The organism is Vibrio sp. 2033, assembly GCF_033339735.1.
Window position 1 is genome coordinate 16578 of the sequence record NZ_JAWOVC010000024.1, and the last position, 19545, is coordinate 36122.

The 19545-nt window shown below is 45.3% G+C and carries 18 protein-coding genes; 14 read left to right on the forward strand and 4 right to left on the reverse strand.

The genetic code is table 11. The annotated features are described in order from the left end of the window. Positions 1-118 precede the first annotated feature (118 nt). On the forward strand, positions 119-1993 hold the full coding sequence (argH, locus tag R7P74_RS21485; RefSeq protein ID WP_167415490.1) for an argininosuccinate lyase: 1875 nt from the start codon (positions 119-121) through the stop codon (positions 1991-1993). A gap of 194 nt (positions 1994-2187) precedes the next feature. On the opposite strand, the gene R7P74_RS21490 is transcribed toward argH, so the two are convergent. From R7P74_RS21490 to R7P74_RS21500, 3 genes are all read right to left on the reverse strand, one after another. Next, positions 2188-2469: a DUF3624 domain-containing protein gene (locus R7P74_RS21490; RefSeq protein WP_017633527.1), complete on the reverse strand. Its 282-nt coding sequence runs from the start codon at positions 2467-2469 to the stop codon at positions 2188-2190. Between the two features lie 373 nt (positions 2470-2842). Then, positions 2843-4315 (reverse strand): dihydrolipoyl dehydrogenase, encoded by a 1473-nt coding sequence (locus R7P74_RS21495; RefSeq protein ID WP_318123179.1) that lies wholly within the window; start codon positions 4313-4315, stop codon positions 2843-2845. 191 nt (positions 4316-4506) lie between these two features. After that, positions 4507-5235: a redoxin family protein gene (locus tag R7P74_RS21500; RefSeq protein WP_005382781.1), complete on the reverse strand. Its 729-nt coding sequence runs from the start codon at positions 5233-5235 to the stop codon at positions 4507-4509. Between the two features lie 169 nt (positions 5236-5404). On the opposite strand from R7P74_RS21500, the gene oxyR reads away from it, so the two are divergent. Next, on the forward strand, positions 5405-6316 hold the full coding sequence (gene oxyR / locus R7P74_RS21505) for a DNA-binding transcriptional regulator OxyR (protein ID WP_005381326.1): 912 nt from the start codon (positions 5405-5407) through the stop codon (positions 6314-6316). A gap of 53 nt (positions 6317-6369) precedes the next feature. On the opposite strand, the gene R7P74_RS21510 is transcribed toward oxyR, so the two are convergent. After that, positions 6370-8931 (reverse strand): penicillin-binding protein 1A, encoded by a 2562-nt coding sequence (locus tag R7P74_RS21510; RefSeq protein ID WP_005381325.1) that lies wholly within the window; start codon positions 8929-8931, stop codon positions 6370-6372. A 144-nt stretch (positions 8932-9075) separates the two neighbouring features. Here R7P74_RS21510 and pilM point away from each other — a divergent pair, with 144 nt between their 5' ends. The 12 genes from pilM (at position 9076) to priB (ending at position 19534) form a co-directional block, all read left to right on the forward strand. Continuing rightward, positions 9076-10092 carry a type IV pilus biogenesis protein PilM gene (gene pilM, locus R7P74_RS21515; RefSeq protein WP_005381324.1) on the forward strand — a complete coding sequence of 339 codons (1017 nt, stop codon included), beginning with the start codon at positions 9076-9078 and terminating at the stop codon, positions 10090-10092. Then, positions 10076-10651, forward strand: a complete 576-nt coding sequence (locus R7P74_RS21520; RefSeq protein WP_005381323.1) for a PilN domain-containing protein — start codon at positions 10076-10078, stop codon at positions 10649-10651. The genes pilM and R7P74_RS21520 overlap by 17 nt, the downstream gene beginning before the upstream one ends. Then, positions 10644-11237 carry a type 4a pilus biogenesis protein PilO gene (locus R7P74_RS21525; protein ID WP_005381322.1) on the forward strand — a complete coding sequence of 198 codons (594 nt, stop codon included), beginning with the start codon at positions 10644-10646 and terminating at the stop codon, positions 11235-11237. Before R7P74_RS21520 ends, R7P74_RS21525 begins: the two co-directional genes overlap by 8 nt. Then, a complete protein-coding gene (locus R7P74_RS21530; protein WP_005381321.1) occupies positions 11227-11742 on the forward strand; it encodes a pilus assembly protein PilP in 516 nt (171 codons plus the stop codon). Before R7P74_RS21525 ends, R7P74_RS21530 begins: the two co-directional genes overlap by 11 nt. A 25-nt stretch (positions 11743-11767) precedes the next feature. Next, positions 11768-13513, forward strand: coding sequence for a type IV pilus secretin PilQ (locus tag R7P74_RS21535; protein WP_031779065.1), 1746 nt, complete (start codon positions 11768-11770; stop codon positions 13511-13513). Between the two features lie 187 nt (positions 13514-13700). Beyond that, entirely contained in the window at positions 13701-14219 is a 519-nt protein-coding gene (aroK, locus tag R7P74_RS21540; protein ID WP_005381319.1) for a shikimate kinase AroK, read from the forward strand. 32 nt (positions 14220-14251) lie between these two features. After that, positions 14252-15352 carry a 3-dehydroquinate synthase gene (gene aroB, locus R7P74_RS21545; RefSeq protein WP_225474181.1) on the forward strand — a complete coding sequence of 367 codons (1101 nt, stop codon included), beginning with the start codon at positions 14252-14254 and terminating at the stop codon, positions 15350-15352. Positions 15353-15404: 52 nt separating this feature from the next. Continuing rightward, the gene (locus R7P74_RS21550) at positions 15405-16916 is read left to right on the forward strand and encodes an SPOR domain-containing protein (RefSeq protein WP_225474180.1); all 1512 of its coding nucleotides are present in this window, start codon (positions 15405-15407) and stop codon (positions 16914-16916) included. Between the two features lie 69 nt (positions 16917-16985). After that, entirely contained in the window at positions 16986-17825 is an 840-nt protein-coding gene (locus R7P74_RS21555; RefSeq protein WP_005381301.1) for a Dam family site-specific DNA-(adenine-N6)-methyltransferase, read from the forward strand. Positions 17826-17917: 92 nt separating this feature from the next. Further along, positions 17918-18589 (forward strand): ribulose-phosphate 3-epimerase, encoded by a 672-nt coding sequence (gene rpe / locus R7P74_RS21560; RefSeq protein ID WP_005381300.1) that lies wholly within the window; start codon positions 17918-17920, stop codon positions 18587-18589. Between the two features lie 244 nt (positions 18590-18833). Then, the gene (rpsF, locus tag R7P74_RS21565) at positions 18834-19223 is read left to right on the forward strand and encodes a 30S ribosomal protein S6 (protein WP_005381299.1); all 390 of its coding nucleotides are present in this window, start codon (positions 18834-18836) and stop codon (positions 19221-19223) included. An 8-nt stretch (positions 19224-19231) separates the two neighbouring features. Further along, positions 19232-19534 carry a primosomal replication protein N gene (gene priB, locus R7P74_RS21570; RefSeq protein WP_005381298.1) on the forward strand — a complete coding sequence of 101 codons (303 nt, stop codon included), beginning with the start codon at positions 19232-19234 and terminating at the stop codon, positions 19532-19534. The last annotated feature ends 11 nt before the right edge of the window (positions 19535-19545 follow it).

The window sequence follows — 19545 nt, forward strand, 5'->3', positions numbered from 1 at the left end:
TTTTTTATCGAAATTGCCGTAACGTTGACCCATAAGAAAAAGTGAGCAAATGACCATCAAATTGGTTACTACTCATTCGAGAACGTTAGAGTAAGCAATAGTCATCAGGAGAGACGCAATGGCATTATGGGGCGGAAGATTTACCCAAGCGGCAGACACCAGATTTAAAGAGTTCAATGATTCGTTGCGTTTTGACTACCGATTGGCTGAGCAAGACATCGTAGGTTCAATCGCATGGTCTAAAGCTCTGCTTTCTGTTGATGTGCTATCGGCAGAAGAACAGCAAAAACTGGAACTTGCTTTAAATGAGCTGAAGTTAGAAGTGATGGAAGACCCTCACCAAATTCTTCGCTCTGATGCAGAAGATATCCACTCTTGGGTTGAACAGCAGCTAATCAGTAAAGTGGGAGATTTAGGTAAAAAACTCCACACTGGGCGTTCTCGTAATGACCAAGTCGCCACAGACTTGAAACTTTGGTGTCGTCAGCAAGGTCAGCAATTGTTGATTGCTTTAGATCGCCTACAAGCACAAATGGTCCATGTTGCTAAACAGCACCAAGGCACCGTATTGCCAGGCTATACTCATCTTCAGCGTGCTCAACCTGTAACCTTTGCTCACTGGTGCTTGGCTTATGTTGAAATGTTCGAGCGTGACTACTCTCGTCTGAATGATGCCTTACAGCGTCTCGACACTTGTCCACTTGGCTCGGGTGCGTTAGCGGGAACGGCTTATCCGATTGACCGCGAACAATTAGCACATAATCTCGGTTTCCAACGTGCTACGCGTAATTCACTCGATTCGGTTTCAGATCGTGATCATGTGATGGAACTGATGTCGGTGGCGTCGATTTCTATGCTTCACCTTTCTCGTCTTGCAGAAGATATGATCTTCTACAATTCAGGCGAGTCAAACTTCATTGAGTTAGCGGATACGGTGACATCTGGTTCGTCATTAATGCCACAGAAGAAAAATCCAGATGCACTTGAGTTGATCCGTGGTAAGACAGGGCGTGTCTATGGCGCATTATCGAGCATGATGATGACAGTTAAAGCCTTGCCATTGGCGTACAACAAAGACATGCAGGAAGATAAAGAAGGGTTGTTTGACGCTTTAGATACATGGAACGACTGCATGGAAATGGCAGCTCTGTGTTTTGACGGTATTAAAGTGAATGGCGAGCGCACACTAGAAGCGGCGAAACAAGGTTACGCAAACTCGACGGAGTTAGCTGATTACTTAGTGGCGAAAGGCATCCCATTCCGTGAAGCTCACCACATCGTCGGTGTTGCGGTCGTTGGTGCTATTGCTAAAGGTTGTGCGTTAGAAGAACTGTCTATCGAAGAGTTAAAAGCCTTCTCAGAGGTCATTGAAGCGGATGTGTATGACATCCTGACTATCGATTCGTGTTTGGAAAAGCGTTGTGCTTTGGGTGGTGTTTCGCCTCACCAGGTCGCTTACGCGGTAGAACAAGCGGATAAGCGCCTGAGCCAGCGTGACAGCTCGGCGGTGAAAGTGCGTCCTGCACGTTTGACGGACATTGAAACGTTGGAAGGTATGGTTGCTTACTGGGCGAACCTTGGTGAGAATCTTCCGCGCTCTCGTAATGAGCTCGTGAGAGATATTGGCTCTTTCGCGGTGGCTGAGCATCATGGTGAAGTGACGGGTTGCGCTTCTCTATATGTGTATGACTCAGGGTTGGCTGAAATACGCTCTCTTGGTATCGAAGCGGGCTGGCAAGGCCAAGGGCAGGGCAGTGCGATTGTGAACTATTTGGTTGAGAAAGCGCGCCAGATGGCGATCAAGAAAGTCTTTGTTCTAACGCGAACGCCTGAGTTCTTTATGAAGCAAAGCTTTTTACCGACATCGAAGTCATTACTGCCGGAGAAAGTTCTGAAAGATTGCGATCAGTGCCCACGTCAACATGCATGTGATGAGGTAGCGCTTGAGATCAATTTAATGGAGCAAGTGATCCAAAAAACGCATGTGGCATGAACTGAAGTTGTGGAGTGATTTTATTAGCATTCAATGACATAGTCATTTTCCTGCTTACTTACATCAGTATTCGCTAAAAAAATCGAAAAAATTTGGAACCTTTGAGAGGAAGCCCGGTCTATTAAAGTACCACTGCTTTTTCTTAGAAGAATCTAAGAGAGCCCCAGAACTGACATTGGTTTTGGGGCTTTTTTCTATCTGTCACTTTTCTCTTTTTTATTCGCCTTTTTTTGTCCCCGTCGACGCTGCCAAGGCAAGATGACAAAACGCATCCATAAGTGTAAAAACAACAAAACGTTGAAAGCGAAGCCGGCAAAGATCAAAGCGATCGACTCGATGCTTTGTGGATCATCTTTGAGCGTAAACCACCATACAATCCAACACAGTACAGAAAGTACCGTCAATTGATCCAAGCATCGTTGGCAACGTCCAAGTTTTTTCCAAAACCAATGTTCTTCGCAGCGGCGACAAGTCATAGTGTTTTCCAAACCATTAGTGTTGCTTCAGATTATATATCTAACTATATGGTGGAAAGCGTTTCTTGTACCGGACTTAGAGAGCTATGACACAACCAAAAATGGAAAGTTAGCTTTGTAAAAGCTTTGTGGCACGTAATTGATGTATGGTGCTCTGTCAGTCTTTAACAGGAAATATAATGATGTCGACAGAGTTGAAACTTGCGCTGAGTATCGCTGGTGGGTTCTTTATGATCGGTGTTGTCGCGATTTGTATGGTCAGCCGCTATGCAATGATGGCAGCGTAAGAGAGATTTCATTGCGCCGAAGTAGTAAAGCAAAGCCTCGTTGATGACGAGGCTTTGCTTTATATTTAGATAGAAGCCTGAAAGCGTTAGCAGCCAGGGCCGCAGTCAAGACAATGTTTCACCATTTCTGGCCCTAAGTGTAGTTTTGCATTCAAATCACGTAGAGCGGTGCGGACGCCTTCTTCAATCACTGGGTGATAGAAGGGCATATCTAACATCTCAGAAATCGTCATCCTATTTTGGTGCGCCCATGCTAAAAGGTGAGCAAGATGCTCTGCATTCGGGCCCATCATTTCTGCACCTAAAAAACGTCCAGTGCCTTGCTCTCCGTAGACATGCAGAATACCTTTATTACGAAGCATGACGCGCGAACGTCCTTGATTTTCAAACGAGACTTCACCGGTTGCGAAACATCCACATGTGCCTAGACGTGTTTCTAGTTGTTTATATGTTTCGCCAACCATAGCAATTTGAGGGTCGGAGAACACGGCTGAAATTGGTGAGCGACGCAGACCCGCACGAATATCTGGGAAACGGCCTGCGTTGTCTCCAGCAATACGGCCTTGGTCAGCGGCTTCGTGCAGCAGTGGAATTTGGTTACTTGCATCACCTGCGATGAAGATGCTCTCTACCGAAGTTTGCAATGTGTAGTGATCCGCCGTTGGTACGCCACGTTCATCGAGAGCCACATTGGTGTTCTCGATCGCCAGCTTATCGACGTTTGGACGACGACCCGTTGCGGCCAATACGTAATCGACAACGAAAGTTTCTAATTCACCATCATGGTTGATGAATTGGATTTCGACCTTGTCTTCGCCGTCATTGTCTGACGAAGCAATGCGTTTCATGCTTTCGACTTTTACATCTGCATCAAGGTAGAACTCTTCCTTAAAGGCTTTATCTGCATACGCCATCACCTCTGGGTCTGTCAGTGGGCCCACTTGTCCTCCAAGGCCAAAGAGCTTCACGTTTACTCCTAGGCGGTGTAAAGCCTGACCCAATTCAAGGCCGATGACTCCTGGGCCAAATACTGCCACGGACTCTGGTAAGTCATCCCAGTCAAAGACATCATCGTTAATCACTAGGCGATCACCTAGTTCATTCCAAGCTGCCGGATATGCTGGACGAGATCCTGTCGCAATAACAATGCGCTGTGCGGTGACCTGAGTATGATCATCTATGATGAGAGTGTGGTCATCGGCAAACTTCGCGTAGCCCGATAGTTTGTCTTCAGCGGGAATATCATCGACACTTTCAAGTACAAAGCCAACAAAACGATCGCGTTCGCGCTTTACACGATCCATAACTTCTCGTCCGTTAATTCGTACTTGACCTTGCGGGTGTATCCCAAATCCAGGTGCTTTTTCGATTTGATGAACACTTTCTGCTGCCGCAATTAACAGCTTAGACGGCATGCATCCGACACGAGCACAGGTTGTTCCGTAGGGACCGCCCTCAATCATTACCACGCTGTTGGTATGAGCTTTTGCTGCTCGATAAGCACCAAGACCAGCCGTCCCGCCACCAATAATCGCTACGTCGACATTAACTTGTTTCATCGTGAACTCTCGCTTTTGTTTTAAGCCAAGCTAGCTACATTGAGCTTGGAGAGTGAATTGGATAGTTGAATCTGGATAAGTAGTCACCTTATTGGCAGATAACTACTTATCTAGACTAGTAGAAGAAGTGGTTTAGGGTTGGCCTCCGAGCCAAAAGGCACCGGAGACCGAGGGTGTAGGCTATGGACAGCTTAGCCTAGATACGCTTCTAGCTCTTCGCTACCGCCGATGTGCTTGCCACCGATAAAGACTTGTGGAACAGTCGTGCGACCAGATATAGCTCGTAGACTAACTGTTGTTGCGTCTTTACCCAGAATTACTTCTTCATATTGAAGACCGTGGTCAATTAGATTTTGTTTCGCTTTCATACAGAAAGGGCAGCCTGGTTTAGTGAACACCGTGATGGATTCTTGCGTTTTGTAGTCAGGCGCTATGTAGTTCAGCATCGTATCTGCGTCTGACACCTTGAATGGGTCGCCTGGTTCGTTTGGCTCAATGAACATTTTTTCCACTACGCCATCTTTTACTAGCATGCTGTAACGCCATGAACGTTTGCCAAAGCCGATGTCATTTTTATCCACTAACATACCCATGCCATCGGTGAATTCACCATTACCATCCGGGATGAAGGTAATGTTTTCTGCTTCTTGGTCTTGTTTCCATGCATTCATCACGAACGTATCATTGACCGAGACACAAATAATCTCATCTACTCCGTGCTCTTTAAATACAGGGAACAATTCGTTGTAACGAGGTAGATGGCTTGATGAACAGGTTGGAGTAAATGCACCCGGTAAGCTAAATACGATAACGGTCTTACCTTTAAATAGCTCATCGGTCGTTACATTCACCCAAGAGTCACCTTGACGAACTGGAAAAGTAACTTGAGGGACTTGTTGACCTTCTTTAGATACAAACATAATGATTTCCTTTAACTATTTTAAATTATGCGTATAGAGCTTAGCGTTTTTCGTCGCTCTGTTTCGTTTTGTTGAGCCCATTATTGTAAAAATCCTTTGATAGCTCTAATCGTTTGGTGTTATGGTTTTGATAGGTATTAGCTATTGTTAAAGAAGCGAAGCGTGAATTATGAATATTCGAGATTTTGAGTACTTAGTTGCACTTGCGGAACATAAGCACTTTCGCAAAGCGGCAGAGGCATGTTTTGTTAGCCAGCCAACATTGAGTGGGCAAATTCGTAAACTAGAGGATGAACTCGGGACCACGCTTTTAGAGCGAAGCAGCCGACGTGTTTTGTTTACCGATTCAGGGTTACAGCTGGTGGAGCAGGCTAAACGCATCTTAAGTGAAGTGAAAACCTTCAGAGATATGGCAAGCGGTCAAAGCGGAGCCATGACTGGACCGATGCATATTGGTTTCATCCCGACGGTTGGGCCTTATCTATTACCCAAAATTCTGCCGCAGATAAAAGAAGCATTTCCTGAGTTGGAACTATTTCTGCACGAAGCTCAAACACATCAATTAGTGCGTCAATTGGAAGAAGGCAAACTAGACTGCTTAGTTTTAGCCTCGGTTGATGAAACTGCGCCATTTAAAGAGATCGAAGTGTATCAAGAGCCATTAAGTGTCGCAGTGCCATGTGACCACGAGTGGGCCTCTCTCGACCATGTTGATATGTTGGAGCTGAATGGTAAAACCGTTTTAGCGTTGGGAGACGGCCACTGTCTGCGAGATCAAGCGTTAGGTTTTTGTTTTGCCGCTGGTGCAAAAGACGATGAGCGTTTTAAAGCCACCAGCTTGGAGACGTTACGCAATATGGTTGCTGCCGGTGCGGGGATTACGTTATTGCCTCAGCTTTCTATCCCTAATGAGAAGCAAAAAGATGGCGTATGCTACGTACCAGCTGTTAACCCAACCCCCTCGCGTAATATCGTTCTCGTATACCGTCCGGGCTCACCATTACGAGCTAGGTTTGAAGCTTTAGCAGCGAAGATTAAAGAGGTGTTGGCTTCTTATCCATCATTGAATGCTGCAGCATAAAAAGCAGAAATAAAAAAGGGAGAGCTTGATGCTCTCCCTTGTGCTTTTGTGATTTAGAACAGTTCTTCTGCGCCAGAGCCTGAAGAATAAATACTATCTTCTAAACGGTCGCCAGCGTATTCGGTAGGCTCCGTGCCTTTTTCAAAGTATTCGAACATTGATGTGCTATCTACCTTGTGCGTTAGCATACCGCTGTTGCGATCAATACGAACTCGAATAATATCCTCTGGAATATTTTTACCTTGCTCCGGCGTCCCTTCTAGCGCAACACGCATGAAGTCAATCCAAGCAGGCTCTGCGGTTTTCGCACCCGACTCGGCACCAGAAATTTGGCCTTGCCCTAGGTTGCTGTTAACGGTGGTGCGGCCAAGTGCACGTGAGTGATCATCAAAGCCAACCCAAGCTATGGCAACGACACCAGGTCCATAGCCATTGTACCAAGCATCCTTGGAATCATTCGTTGTACCCGTTTTACCCCCGATATCACGACGACCAAGTTTTTGCGCGCGCCAGCCTGTACCATTCCAACCTGTGCCTTCACGCCAGTTACCGCCACCCCAAATGTTGCTGTACATCATCTCACGCATTAAGAATGCATTCTGTTCAGAGATAACTTGCGGTGCATATTGAGGTTCATCATTTTCAAGGGCATTGTCTGTTGCAAGGCCATCAATCGCGACGTCTTGTTCGCCAAATTCATCAGCGTAGCGATTTTCTGGCTGCTCGCTCATTTGCGGACAATCCTTATGACAAACACTCTTTGGATTGGCTTTAAACAGTACTTCACCGAATGCATCTTCCACGCGTTCTACATAGAATGGTTCAACGTAATAACCACCGTTCGCAAACACAGAGTAACCTTGTGCCACTTTCATTGGTGTTAAGCTGCCAGCTCCGAGTGCGATGGTCTCAGAGCGTGGTACTTGGTTAATATCAAAACCGAAACGAGTAAGGTACTGACGTGTCTCCTCGAGGCCAACTTCACGGAGTGTACGCACTGCCATGACGTTTTTTGATTGAGCTAAGCCGAGGCGAAGACGCGTTGGACCACCATAAGTCGGTGGTGAGTTTTTTGGTCGCCAAGCTGAACCAGAACCTGCATCCCACTTGTTAATCGGCGCATCGTTAATCAAAGTGGCTAGAGTTAGTCCTTTGTCAATTGCTGCCGAGTAGATGAAAGGCTTGATACTTGAACCAACCTGACGCACTGACATGGTTGCACGGTTAAACTTGCTGTGAACAAAGTTGAAACCACCAACCAGCGACAATATCGCGCCATTTTCTGGGTTCATCGCAACAAACGCGGTGTTTGCTGTCGGCACTTGGCTCAGTTTCCAGCTCAGTGTTGTGTTGTCATCTTCATCGGTTTCACTTACTTCGCGAACCCAAACTTGTTGACCTGTCGCTAGCACATCATGCGCTGACTTTGGTGTTGAGCCTTGGCGGTTATCAGTAATGTACTTACGCGCCCAGTGCATTCCAGTCCAAGGGATGGTTTGCTCTTCATGGTTCTTAACCCATACTTGTGCCGTCTTATCATCGACTTTCGTCACAACCGCAGGGTAAAGGTCACCATAAGTTGGCTGTTTCTTCAGGTGCTTTTCTATTTGCTCATTGTCCCAGGCCGCTTCCCCTTCTTTCCAAAGCACACTTTCTGCACCACGGTAGCCATGACGTTCATCGTATGACAAGAGGTTATTTACCGCAGACGTATTTGCAGCATCTTGCAGTTTAGAATCCACAGTCATGTAGATATTCAAGCCAGAGGTATAAGCTTCTTCTTCACCGTATTCTTTTACTGCCCATGCACGAGCCAACTCTGCTACGTAAGGTGCGGAAAGCTCAATCTCAGCGCTATGATAACGCGCCACAATAGGCTCATTGCGTGCTTCGTCATACTGCTCTTGTGTAATGTATTTCTCATCAAGCATTCGCATTAATACAACGTTACGGCGTTTTGTTGCGCGCTCAAGAGAGTAAATTGGGTTCATGGTTGATGGCGCTTTTGGCATACCAGCGAGTGTTGCAATCTCACTTAACGTCAATTCATCAAGGCTCTTGCCAAAATACACTTGAGCGGCAGCACCAAAGCCATATGAGCGGTAACCAAGGAAGATTTTATTGACATAAAGCTCCATGATTTCTTGCTTACTTAAAAGCTGCTCAATATGGATAGCAATAAAAATCTCTTTAATCTTACGCATGATCTTCTTCTCATTAGATAAGAAGAAGTTACGAGCTAGCTGTTGCGTAATCGTACTTGCACCCTGTTTAGCCGAGCCTGAAACCGCAACAACAACCGCTGCACGAGTGATGCCGATAGGGTCGATACCAGGATGCTCATAGAAACGACTATCTTCGGTTGCGATGAGCGCGTGAATTAAGTCTTGAGGAATTTCGTCATAAGTAACAGGAATACGACGCTTTTCACCGAACTGTGCGATCAGCTTCCCGTCTTGACTAAACACCTTCATAGGTGTTTGTAATTCAACGTCTTTTAGAGTTGCAACATCTGGCAATTCAGGCTTCACGTACTGATAGAAGCCAAATATTGTGGTGACTCCAAGAATTATGCAAATCAATGTTAAAAATAATAAACGCTTTATGAACTTCACCGGAGAATCCCTGATTGGTTGAGGCTGTGTAACGGCAAACCCTTGTACTCTTAGGTCAAAAATTTAGCACATAAGAGATATTAACTCTTATTTGGATGCTAATAACAACCTTTGCACGAAGAAATTTCGGAGCGAGAGTAAGAGATGGATAAGCTAATCGTTACCGGCATCGATATAGGCCATAACAGCCTCAAAGCCGTAGTACTTAAACCCACAGGCAACAATTACGCTCTGTTGGGTTACAAAGAAATATTACTAAAGGAAGGTATTGTCGCTGAAAATAACACCATAAATCATCAAGAAATTGTAAAGACCCTCAAGCAGATAAAAAAAGAACTGCCTTTTGGTGCTAAAAAAGTTGCGATCTCAGTTCCTGATAACTCGGTAATTAGCAAGAAACTGCAAATAGAACAAAATCTTGAAGAGAGTGAAGTTGAGTTTGCAGTGATACAAGCCTTTTCTCATCAATCGCCATTCCCTGTCGAAGAGCTGAGTTTAGACTTCGTTCGTCTTCGCGCTGAGGGCGGGCAGAGTGGCAGTGATAGCTATCAAGTGTTTGCGACAAGAAAAGATGTGGTAGAAGGCCGAGTCGATGCATTACAAAAGTCCGGACTAAAACCTGTTTTAGTGGACGTGCATTCGCAAAGCCTTGGTCATATCTGGAAGCTCACCGCCGATCGCTTTCCTGACAAAAACAAATACTGCTTACTCGATATTGGCACTTTATCGAGCTCCTTCACCATGTTTACCGAACAAGGTGAACTGTTTCACAAAGAGTTTGCTTACGGCACACGCGGAGCAAACAGCGCTTCTCCAGTCGATTTTCTGTCCGATGATGCTCAGGAGAAAACAGAGCTGTTTAACCGTCAAATCGTAGAGCGAGTAAAGCGCCAGATGCAGCTCTATACCTCAATCAATGGCTCACAAAACATCAAGGGTATCTGGTTATCAGGGGAAGGGGCCTCCACTCCCATGCTCGCAGAGGAGTTGTCTCAACAATTGTCGTTAGAGTGTGAATTGCTAAATCCGCTAGGGCTATTTGAGATGAAGGTGTCTAAGCGTAAGCGTCGTGCTGTGGATTGGCAGCATTTCTCAACAGCAGCCGGACTGGCCGTTCGTGGCATTCATTGGCTAGGAGGCGCCCGTGCTTTATCGCATTAATTTACTTCCTTGGCGAGAGAATCAAAGAGAAGAGCACCGACGTCGTTTCATCAGTTTGGTCGCATTAGGTATGTTGGTCGCTGTTGGCATCCAGTGGGGTATTGGAAAGTTTTTTGAGTACCAACAAGATCAACAACAGGAGCGGCTCGATTACCTCACTCACTACATTGCCGAACTCGACCAGCGTATTGAAGCAATGAAAATTGCAGAGCAAGAGCACAGCAAAATCCTCGAACGTCTAAAGGTCGTTGAAGGTTTACAAAACGGACGAAACAAAACGACCGAGTTCATGAACTTAATGCCTGCCGTTATCCCTGAAGGTGTATATGTCGACAAGATCAAAATGAATGATCTGGAAATTGAGATCTCTGGGATCTCAGATAGCACTCCAAAACTTGCCACGATGCTAGACAACATGGAGCGCTCGGCCAAGTTGAACGACGTAGAAATGCATTCCATCGTTCACGGCAAAGCCCGTTTTGGGAAAGAGTTTCAAACATTCAAAGTGTCTTTCATGTTCAAAGTAACGGAGAAGAAATTGGAGGCTCAACGTGGTTGATTGGCAGGATCTCGAAATAGATGAAATGGCCGAGTGGCCATTGTTGCCCCAGATTGTAGTAATCGCGCTTCTGATCATGGTGATTCAAGGCTTAGGTTATTGGTTTTACCTTAAACCGAAAGACGAACAGTTGAATCACTTGATCCAGCAGGAGCAGACACTCAAGGTGGCATTGAAGATCAAAGCGAACAAAGTGGCAGCGTTGCCTCAGCTTCAATCTCAATTGGATGAACTTACCACCCGTTACGAGTTATTACTGCAGCAACTGCCTGCGCAAAAAGAGCTGGCTACAATGCTCGCTTCAGTGAATGAACTTGGCATCGACAATAAGCTGACTTTCACCCGAATCGACTGGGGCGAAAAACAATCAGAGCACTTCCTTTATCGTCTCCCTTTAAACATAGAGTTAACGGGCGACTTTCATGACATCGGCCATTTTTCTCAGGCGATAGCGACGCTACCTCGAATCATCACGTTTAAAGATGTGACTTGGCAACGTGTCAGCCAAGAGAGCGAAACCCTGCACTTTCGGGTGCGCGCTAACACCTATCAGTTTAAGCCGGAGGAGACGAAAAATGACAAGTAAGTCTTTGTTGCTGGTACTGATGGGTTCTCTATTGATGGGTTGCCAGGCGAATGATGAATCATTGACGGATTTTATTCGAGGAGTGGAAACACAGGCGCGTCGAGAGGTCGAGAAGCTTAAGCCCGTAGACAAGTATGTTGCAGTCACGTACGCACCGGAAGTACAGCGTGCACCCTTTGAATTACCCAAAGAAGCCACCATCGCGACTCAGCCAGTTGCAAGAAAAGATTGTTGGCAACCGCCCTCAAGAAGGCGAACTGGAAAATTAGAAAGATTCCCATTAAGCCAATTACGTTTGAAAGGGGTCATGGGCATGGATAACACGGTTTCTGGCCTCGTTCAGGCTCCCAATGGCACCGTCTATAAAGTTAAGCCGGGTCAATACCTTGGACGCAATAATGGCAAAGTGACCCATGTCAGCCACTCCTATTTGTTGATTAATGAAACGTTGCCCGACGGCTTAGGATGTTGGCAAAAACGTAAAGTTAAGTTGGCTTTGAGATAGCCCCATTTATTTTTGATATTGAGTAATGAAAATGAGACAAGGATTAACACGTACACCAAGGATACTTACTGGGCTCTTCTCCTTATGGTTGTTTGTATTTTTAGCCCCTTTAGCTGCAGCAGAAGAAGTTTCGTCCAATGCCCTAAAAAGTATCGACTTTCGAACTAATAAAGATAAAGACGCCGTGATTGTCGTCGAATTGGCGTCACCGGCCGCGATTGTAGATATCAAGCGTGTACAGGAAGGGTTAAGTATCGATTTGCTTAACACTTCAGTAAAAGACGAGCAATTGTATCTCCTAGACGTGAAAGACTTTTCGACTGTGGTTGAGAGCGTAGAAGTGTTTCGCGACACCTCGACGACGCGCTTGGTTGCGCACATCAATGAAGAATACATGCATGATTACCGTTTAACGGGGCGTTTTTTGGAAATCAAAGTAGCGAAGATCAAACCCAATGAGAAAGCCCCAGATAAAAGCATTTTAGAAAGAGAAGGTAAGCTTATTTCGATTAACTTCCAAGATATTCCTGTGCGAAACGTCTTGCAGCTTATTGCTGATTACAACCAATTCAATTTGGTTGTCTCCGACTCTGTAGAAGGCAACCTCACGCTTCGTCTTGATGGTGTCCCTTGGCAGCAAGTGCTGGATATTATTTTGCAAGTTAAGGGGTTAGATAAGCGTGTTGATGGCAACGTGATTTTAGTTGCTCCGACTGATGAGCTGGACTTGCGTGAGAAGCAGCAGTTAGAAAAACAAAAACTGACGGAAGAAATGGGAGAGCTTTCATCTGAAATCATCAAAGTTAATTTTGCTAAAGCATCAGACATTGCGGAGATGATCAATGGAGAAGGAAATATCAGCATGCTGTCAGAGCGCGGCAGTATGACCATTGATGAGCGAACTAACTCGTTATTGATTAGAGAGTTACCTGAAAACATCGAGGTGATTCGAGAAATTATTGAGTCTTTGGATATTCCAGTTAAACAGGTTCAAATTGAGGCGCGTATTGTGACCATCAATGAAGGTAACATGGACGAGCTAGGTATTCGTTGGGGTTTTACGTCTATTAATGGCAGTAATACAGTGGGCGGTTCTATTGAGAACAACCTTGCCACGATCGGTCTCTATAATGGAGAAGGGGGTGATGACGGTGGTGACGGTGATGGAGTAGGGATCGATGACTTCCTAAATGTAAACTTAGCTGCAACCAGTCCGAATGCGACCAGTCTTGCTTTCCAAGTTGCGAAGTTAGGTTCAGACACCTTGTTGGATCTTGAGCTTTCTGCTCTGCAACAAGAGTCTAAAGCTGAGATTATCTCGAGCCCACGTTTGATCACTACCAATAAGAAGCCTGCCTATATTGAACAAGGTACAGAGATTCCTTATCTTGAGTCATCATCAAGTGGTGCAACGACGGTGACGTTCAAAAAGGCGGTATTAAGTTTGAAAGTGACCCCGCAAATCACACCGGATAACCGCTTAGTGTTGGATTTAAGTGTCACGCAAGATAGACCAGGACAAGTCGTGAAGACAGGCACTGGTGAAGCTGTTGCGATTGATACTCAACGTATCGGGACGCAAGTGTTAGTGAATAACGGTGAAACGGTCGTTCTTGGTGGTATTTTTCAGCACAGCATTACTAACTCGGTGGACAAAGTGCCTTTGTTGGGCGATCTTCCGCTATTAGGTGCGCTTTTTCGTCGAAGTTATGAAAATGTTGGTAAAAGTGAGCTGTTAATTTTCGTCACGCCTAAGGTGGTGATTCAGTAGTTCTGTCTCGGGAAAAACTGATTAAATCAAAAATAAAGTTGCAATAGTGGCACCATGCTTGGATAATTTCGGGTCTTATCACGAATTATCTGTGAGGAACTGGTGCCACAAGCCTTGTAGAACAGCAGTTTAGCTGTGTTTTCTTGTGGCGATCTTATTGAATCAATGTTGTAAATTACTGCTAAACATGGCTGAGAAACGTAATATTTTCCTTGTTGGCCCAATGGGCGCCGGCAAAAGTACAATTGGTAGACATCTAGCACAGCAACTGCATATGGAGTTTGTTGACTCCGATACAGTGATCGAAGAACGCACTGGTGCAGACATCTCTTGGGTTTTTGATGTAGAAGGTGAAGAAGGCTTCCGCAAGCGTGAAGAAGCGGTACTTGAAGACCTAACACAAGAGCAAGGCATCGTGCTTGCGACTGGCGGTGGCTCTGTTAAGAGCAAAGAAAACCGCAATCGTCTTTCGGCACGTGGTGTTGTTGTTTACTTAGAAACGACGATTGAAAAGCAACTTGCGCGTACAAACCGCGACAAGAAGCGTCCTTTACTTCAAACGGATAACCCTCGCGAAGTACTGGAGCAATTAGCTGAAGAACGTAATCCTTTATATGAAGAAGTAGCGGATTACACTGTTCGCACTGACGATCAAAGTGCAAAAGTGGTAGCCAACCAGATCGTAAAAATGCTAGAAGAGAGATAAGTCTTTATCTTTTTTTTAATTGGAGCAAACCGATGGAACGGATTACGGTCAACCTAGCTGAGCGTAGCTACCCAATCTCTATTGGCGCCGGGTTATTTGAGGACCCGGCGTACCTCTCTCAAGTTCTCTCAAACAAAAATGCAAAACAAAAAGTTGTTGTGATCAGTAATGTCACAGTGGCGCCTTTGTATGCAGACAAAATTTTAAAGCAACTCGAGCAGCTCGGTTGTAGTGCATCCTTGTTAGAATTGCCTGACGGTGAACAGTACAAAAACTTGGATGTATTTAATCAAGTAATGAACTTCTTACTGGAAGGGAGTTATGCTCGTGATGTTGTGATCATCGCGTTAGGTGGTGGTGTTATTGGCGACCTTGTGGGTTTTGCGTCTGCCTGTTACCAGCGTGGGGTCGACTTTATTCAAATACCGACCACATTACTATCCCAAGTGGACTCTTCGGTTGGTGGAAAAACCGCGGTTAACCATCCGTTGGGTAAGAACATGATAGGTGCGTTTTACCAACCTAAAGCCGTGATCATTGATACCAACTGCCTGTCGACGTTGCCTGAACGTGAGTTCGCTGCGGGTATCGCCGAAGTCATTAAGTACGGCATTATTTACGATGCAGATTTTTTTGTATGGTTAGAAGACAATCTTGAGCGCTTGTATACGTTGGATGAAGAAGCACTAACTTATGCGATCGCACGTTGCTGTGAAATAAAAGCGGAAGTGGTGGCTCAGGATGAGAAAGAATCGGGCATCCGTGCTTTGCTTAACTTAGGTCACACCTTTGGTCATGCGATTGAAGCGGAACTTGGCTATGGCAATTGGCTGCATGGTGAAGCGGTATCTTCCGGCACTGTTATGGCGGCCAAAACGTCGCATCTACGCGGTCTGATCTCGGAAGAGCAATTTGAGCGTATTGTTGCGATTTTGCGTCGTGCAAAACTGCCTGTGCATACTCCAGACAGTATGAATTTCGATGACTTCATCAAGCACATGATGCGAGATAAGAAAGTCCTCTCTGGTCAATTACGATTGGTTTTGCCTACAGGCATTGGCACTGCCGAGGTAATTGCTGATACGACGCAAGACGTACTCAAGCAGGCAATAGACTTCGGTCGCGATATTTAACCTTGTAATGGCGCCTTTGGGCGTCATTCTTGTAGTGTATTAAGGTTATTAGATGAGTGTTGCTCACGTACTGGAATTAGATTCTCAAATCGAGTTGCTTGATAGATTAGGTCTACTGACTAACTTTGGTTCCAATCTCATTGCGATTAATGGTCATGATGGGTATGGGAAATCTTGGTTAGCGCAGCGATACCTTGAAGTGGGTGCCAGTAACAAGAATCAATGTTTGTTACTTTGTCATTCTAATCAAGACGATGTGCAGCATCGCGTCCTTATTTTGAGTCAACTGGTTTCAGACGCATTGTTTAATCAGCAAGAGCCTTTACTTGATAGCCTTGAAAGGCTTTTAGGTGATGAGCCGTGTGACATTGCAATTGTTGTAGATGATGCGCATTTATTGAGTGAGACACTTATCTCTGAGCTTTGGATGCTGGTCCTAGAGGCGCACCATAAGCCAAATTGGACCATCAATGTCTTACTGTTTACACAGTCTGGACGTTTAGAAGGTTTGCTAGCACGTCTCAGTTATGGACAAGAGATAAAGCCTGTTGAGCTTGATATTGATATGTTGTCCGAAGTGGAAGCTCGTCGTTTCTTTGAGTCACTTGTAGCGCGCTACGTCGATGATGAGTCTGAGAAACGGGTTCGAGATGCATTTAAAAAAGTCGACCCAGTACCGGGGGACATCATGGCGTTAGGAGAGATGAAAGTGGAAAAAAGGATCATTATCCGCTCGATTGTCGGTTCACCCCTGAATATTGCGTTGGTGGTATTAGTATTACTGTTGCTTGCTGCTGGTGGCTATTGGTGGATGCTTAGTCAACCAAGTCCTGATGATAAGGCGCAGCAAATTGCTGGCAGTTTAGAGCAAACGGCTATTCCAACTTTTGAAGAGTCAGGAATCAGTGCAGCGCAGTCTTCACTGCAACCTGTAACCGATGGCTCTAGCAGTCTTGATAAGTCTGGTGCGGTTGATGATTCTGATTCATTACCGCCAGCAGTGACAGAAGAAGTAGCGAGCGTAGGCAGTGATGACAATCAACAAAGAGTGGTGATTGAGTCGAATGTGGTCGATGCATTGCTTGAAGGTAAAGCTGATTCAGCAGACACAAAAGCGATTGATGAAGTCGGAGGTACTGAGAAGACAGAAACCGCCGATGAAACTAGTTCCCCTTTGATTAAAGTTGTAAAACCGAATCAAGATATGACGCAAGCACCTGCTCAGTCAGAAGAGGGTGAGGCAAACCAACCTGTTGTGAAATTTTCATTTGCTCGTGAAGAACTAAAAGCGCTATCGCCAAGAGCTTATACTTTACAACTCGCAGCTATGACCTCAATGGAAGATGTACAATCCTTTCTCAATGAGCATCAACTGAATAATCAAGTGCGAATTTATCCTACCGTTCGTAATGACACCGAGTGGTATATCATCACATATCAAGATTATCCGACAATTCAAATGGCTCGTGATGCCGTCGCAAGCTTGCCAGATTCGGTTAAGTCGGTGAGTCCTTGGGCAAAATCACTCCGTCAGGTTCACCGTGAAATTGAACGAGTGAAATAAACCTGAGCTTCCCTGAAAAATATGTTACATTCCGCAGCCTTAATTTTTGGTCGATAGATAGAGCAGTAGATGAAAAAGCAACGAGCCTTTCTTAAATGGGCAGGAGGAAAATACGGACTGGTTGAAGACATCCAACGTCATTTGCCGCCGGCTCGAAAGCTAGTTGAACCTTTTGTTGGTGCGGGCTCAGTGTTTCTGAATACCGATTATGACCATTATCTACTTGCAGATATCAATCCAGATTTGATCAATCTGTACAACCTGCTGAAAGAACGCCCTGAAGAGTATATCTCTGAAGCGAAGCGTTGGTTTGTCGCTGAGAACAACCGCAAAGAAGCCTACCTACACATTCGCGCTGAGTTTAATAAAACCGATGACGTGATGTACCGCTCTTTAGCGTTTTTGTACATGAACCGCTTTGGTTTTAATGGCCTATGCCGTTACAACAAAAAAGGTGGCTTCAATGTACCGTTTGGCTCTTACAAAAAGCCGTATTTCCCTGAGGCGGAACTGGAGTTTTTTGCAGAAAAAGCCAAAAAAGCTACGTTTGTTTGTGAAGGTTATCCTGAAACATTTCGTCGTGCGCGCAAAGGGAGCGTCGTGTATTGCGATCCACCTTATGCGCCGCTTTCAAATACGGCAAATTTCACCTCATACGCAGGTAATGGTTTCACGTTGGACGACCAAGCTGCATTAGCCGACATTGCTGAAAGAACAGCGACTGAACGTGGCATTCCTGTGTTGATTTCTAACCACGACACTACCTTGACACGTCGGTTGTATCACGGTGCGGATCTTAATGTGGTAAAAGTAAAGCGTACCATTAGCCGTAATGGTAATGGTCGTAATAAAGTTGATGAGCTACTTGCGCTTTTTCATGCCCCAGACATGGATAAATCAAACTCTTAATTCTCACACTATTATATCTAAATAGTGGATCTCCCCACTGGCTTCGGTAGAATTGCGCGCAGATTGTTTGCTCATTACTACTGAGGTCAGGTATGAAAGATTTTCTTATTGCTCCATCCATTTTATCGGCAGATTTTGCTCGTCTCGGTGAAGATGTAGAAAAAGTACTCGCAGCGGGTGCGGACGTGGTGCATTTCGACGTTATGGATAACCACTATGTACCAAACCTGACTTTTGGTGCGCCTGTGTGTAAAGCACTACGCGATTATGGCATCACAGCGCCAATCGATGTTCACCTAATGGTAAAACCCGTTGACCGTATTATTCCTGATTTCGCAAAAGCGGGTGCGTCGATGATTACGTTCCATGTAGAAGCTTCTGATCATGTAGACCGTACACTGCAGTTAATTAAAGAGCACGGCTGTCAGGCTGGTGTGGTACTAAACCCAGCAACGCCACTTGCAAGTCTTGAGTTTATTATGGATAAAGTCGACATGATTCTACTGATGTCGGTAAACCCTGGTTTTGGTGGTCAATCATTCATTCCTCATACACTAGATAAACTGCGTGCCGTTCGTAAGATGATTGACGAGTCTGGCCGTGATATCCGCTTAGAAATCGATGGCGGTGTGAAGGTTGACAACATTCGTGAAATTGCAGAAGCGGGCGCAGACATGTTTGTCGCAGGCTCGGCGATTTTCGGTGAGCCAGATTATAAACAAGTGATCGATCAAATGCGCGCTGAACTGGCTGAAGTTAAATAAGCACCGATAAGCCAACGCAATAACACGCTGATTTTAAAGGCTGCTAGCTTGTTGGCAGCCTTTGTGTTTTCTAGTATTAGAAGAAATTAAATATCCGCTGCGCTGAGCAAATAATCACTTGCCTATTTTACGCCCTTTCTGTACTATTCGTGCTCCTTAAACTCAGTCAATTATCTTTAGTTCCTTGCTTCCTCTGGACGACTGAGCCATTTGTGGAAGCTGAATAATCCGTAAGGAGCAACCAATGCGTCATTACGAAATCGTATTCATGGTGCACCCAGATCAAAGCGAGCAAGTTGCTGGCATGATCGAGCGTTACACTGGTTCAATCACTGAAGCTGGCGGTAAAATCCACCGTCTAGAAGACTGGGGCCGTCGTCAACTGGCTTACCCAATCAACAAGCTTCACAAAGCTCACTACGTTCTTATGAACGTTGAAGCTGACCAAGCTGTAATTGATGAGCTAGAAACTGCTTTCCGTTTCAACGATGCAGTTCTACGTAACATGATCATGCGTACTAAAGCAGCGATCACTGAGCAATCTATCATGCTTAAGCAAAAAGAAGAGCGTGCTCCACGTCGTGAAGAGCGTTCTGAAGCTAAGCCTGAAGCTAAGTCAGAAGCTGCTGAGTAAGTTTTCTTATGGCCAATCGAATGGAGCTGAGCGGCACCATTGCCAAACCGCCCATTCGTAGTAAAAGCCCTGGTGGCATTGAACACTGTCGGTTTTGGCTGGAGCATCGCTCTACTATTATCGAAGCTGACTTACCTCGACAAGTTTATTGTCGTATGCCGGTAGTCGTCAGCGGGCTTGGGTCACAAGCACTAACTCAGAATTTAGTTCAAGGCAGTAACATTAAGGTAAGTGGTTTTGTCACTTATCAAACCGGCCGAAATGGCGTGGGAAAATTAGTGTTACACGCCGACAACATTACTCAAATTTAAGATCAGGAGAT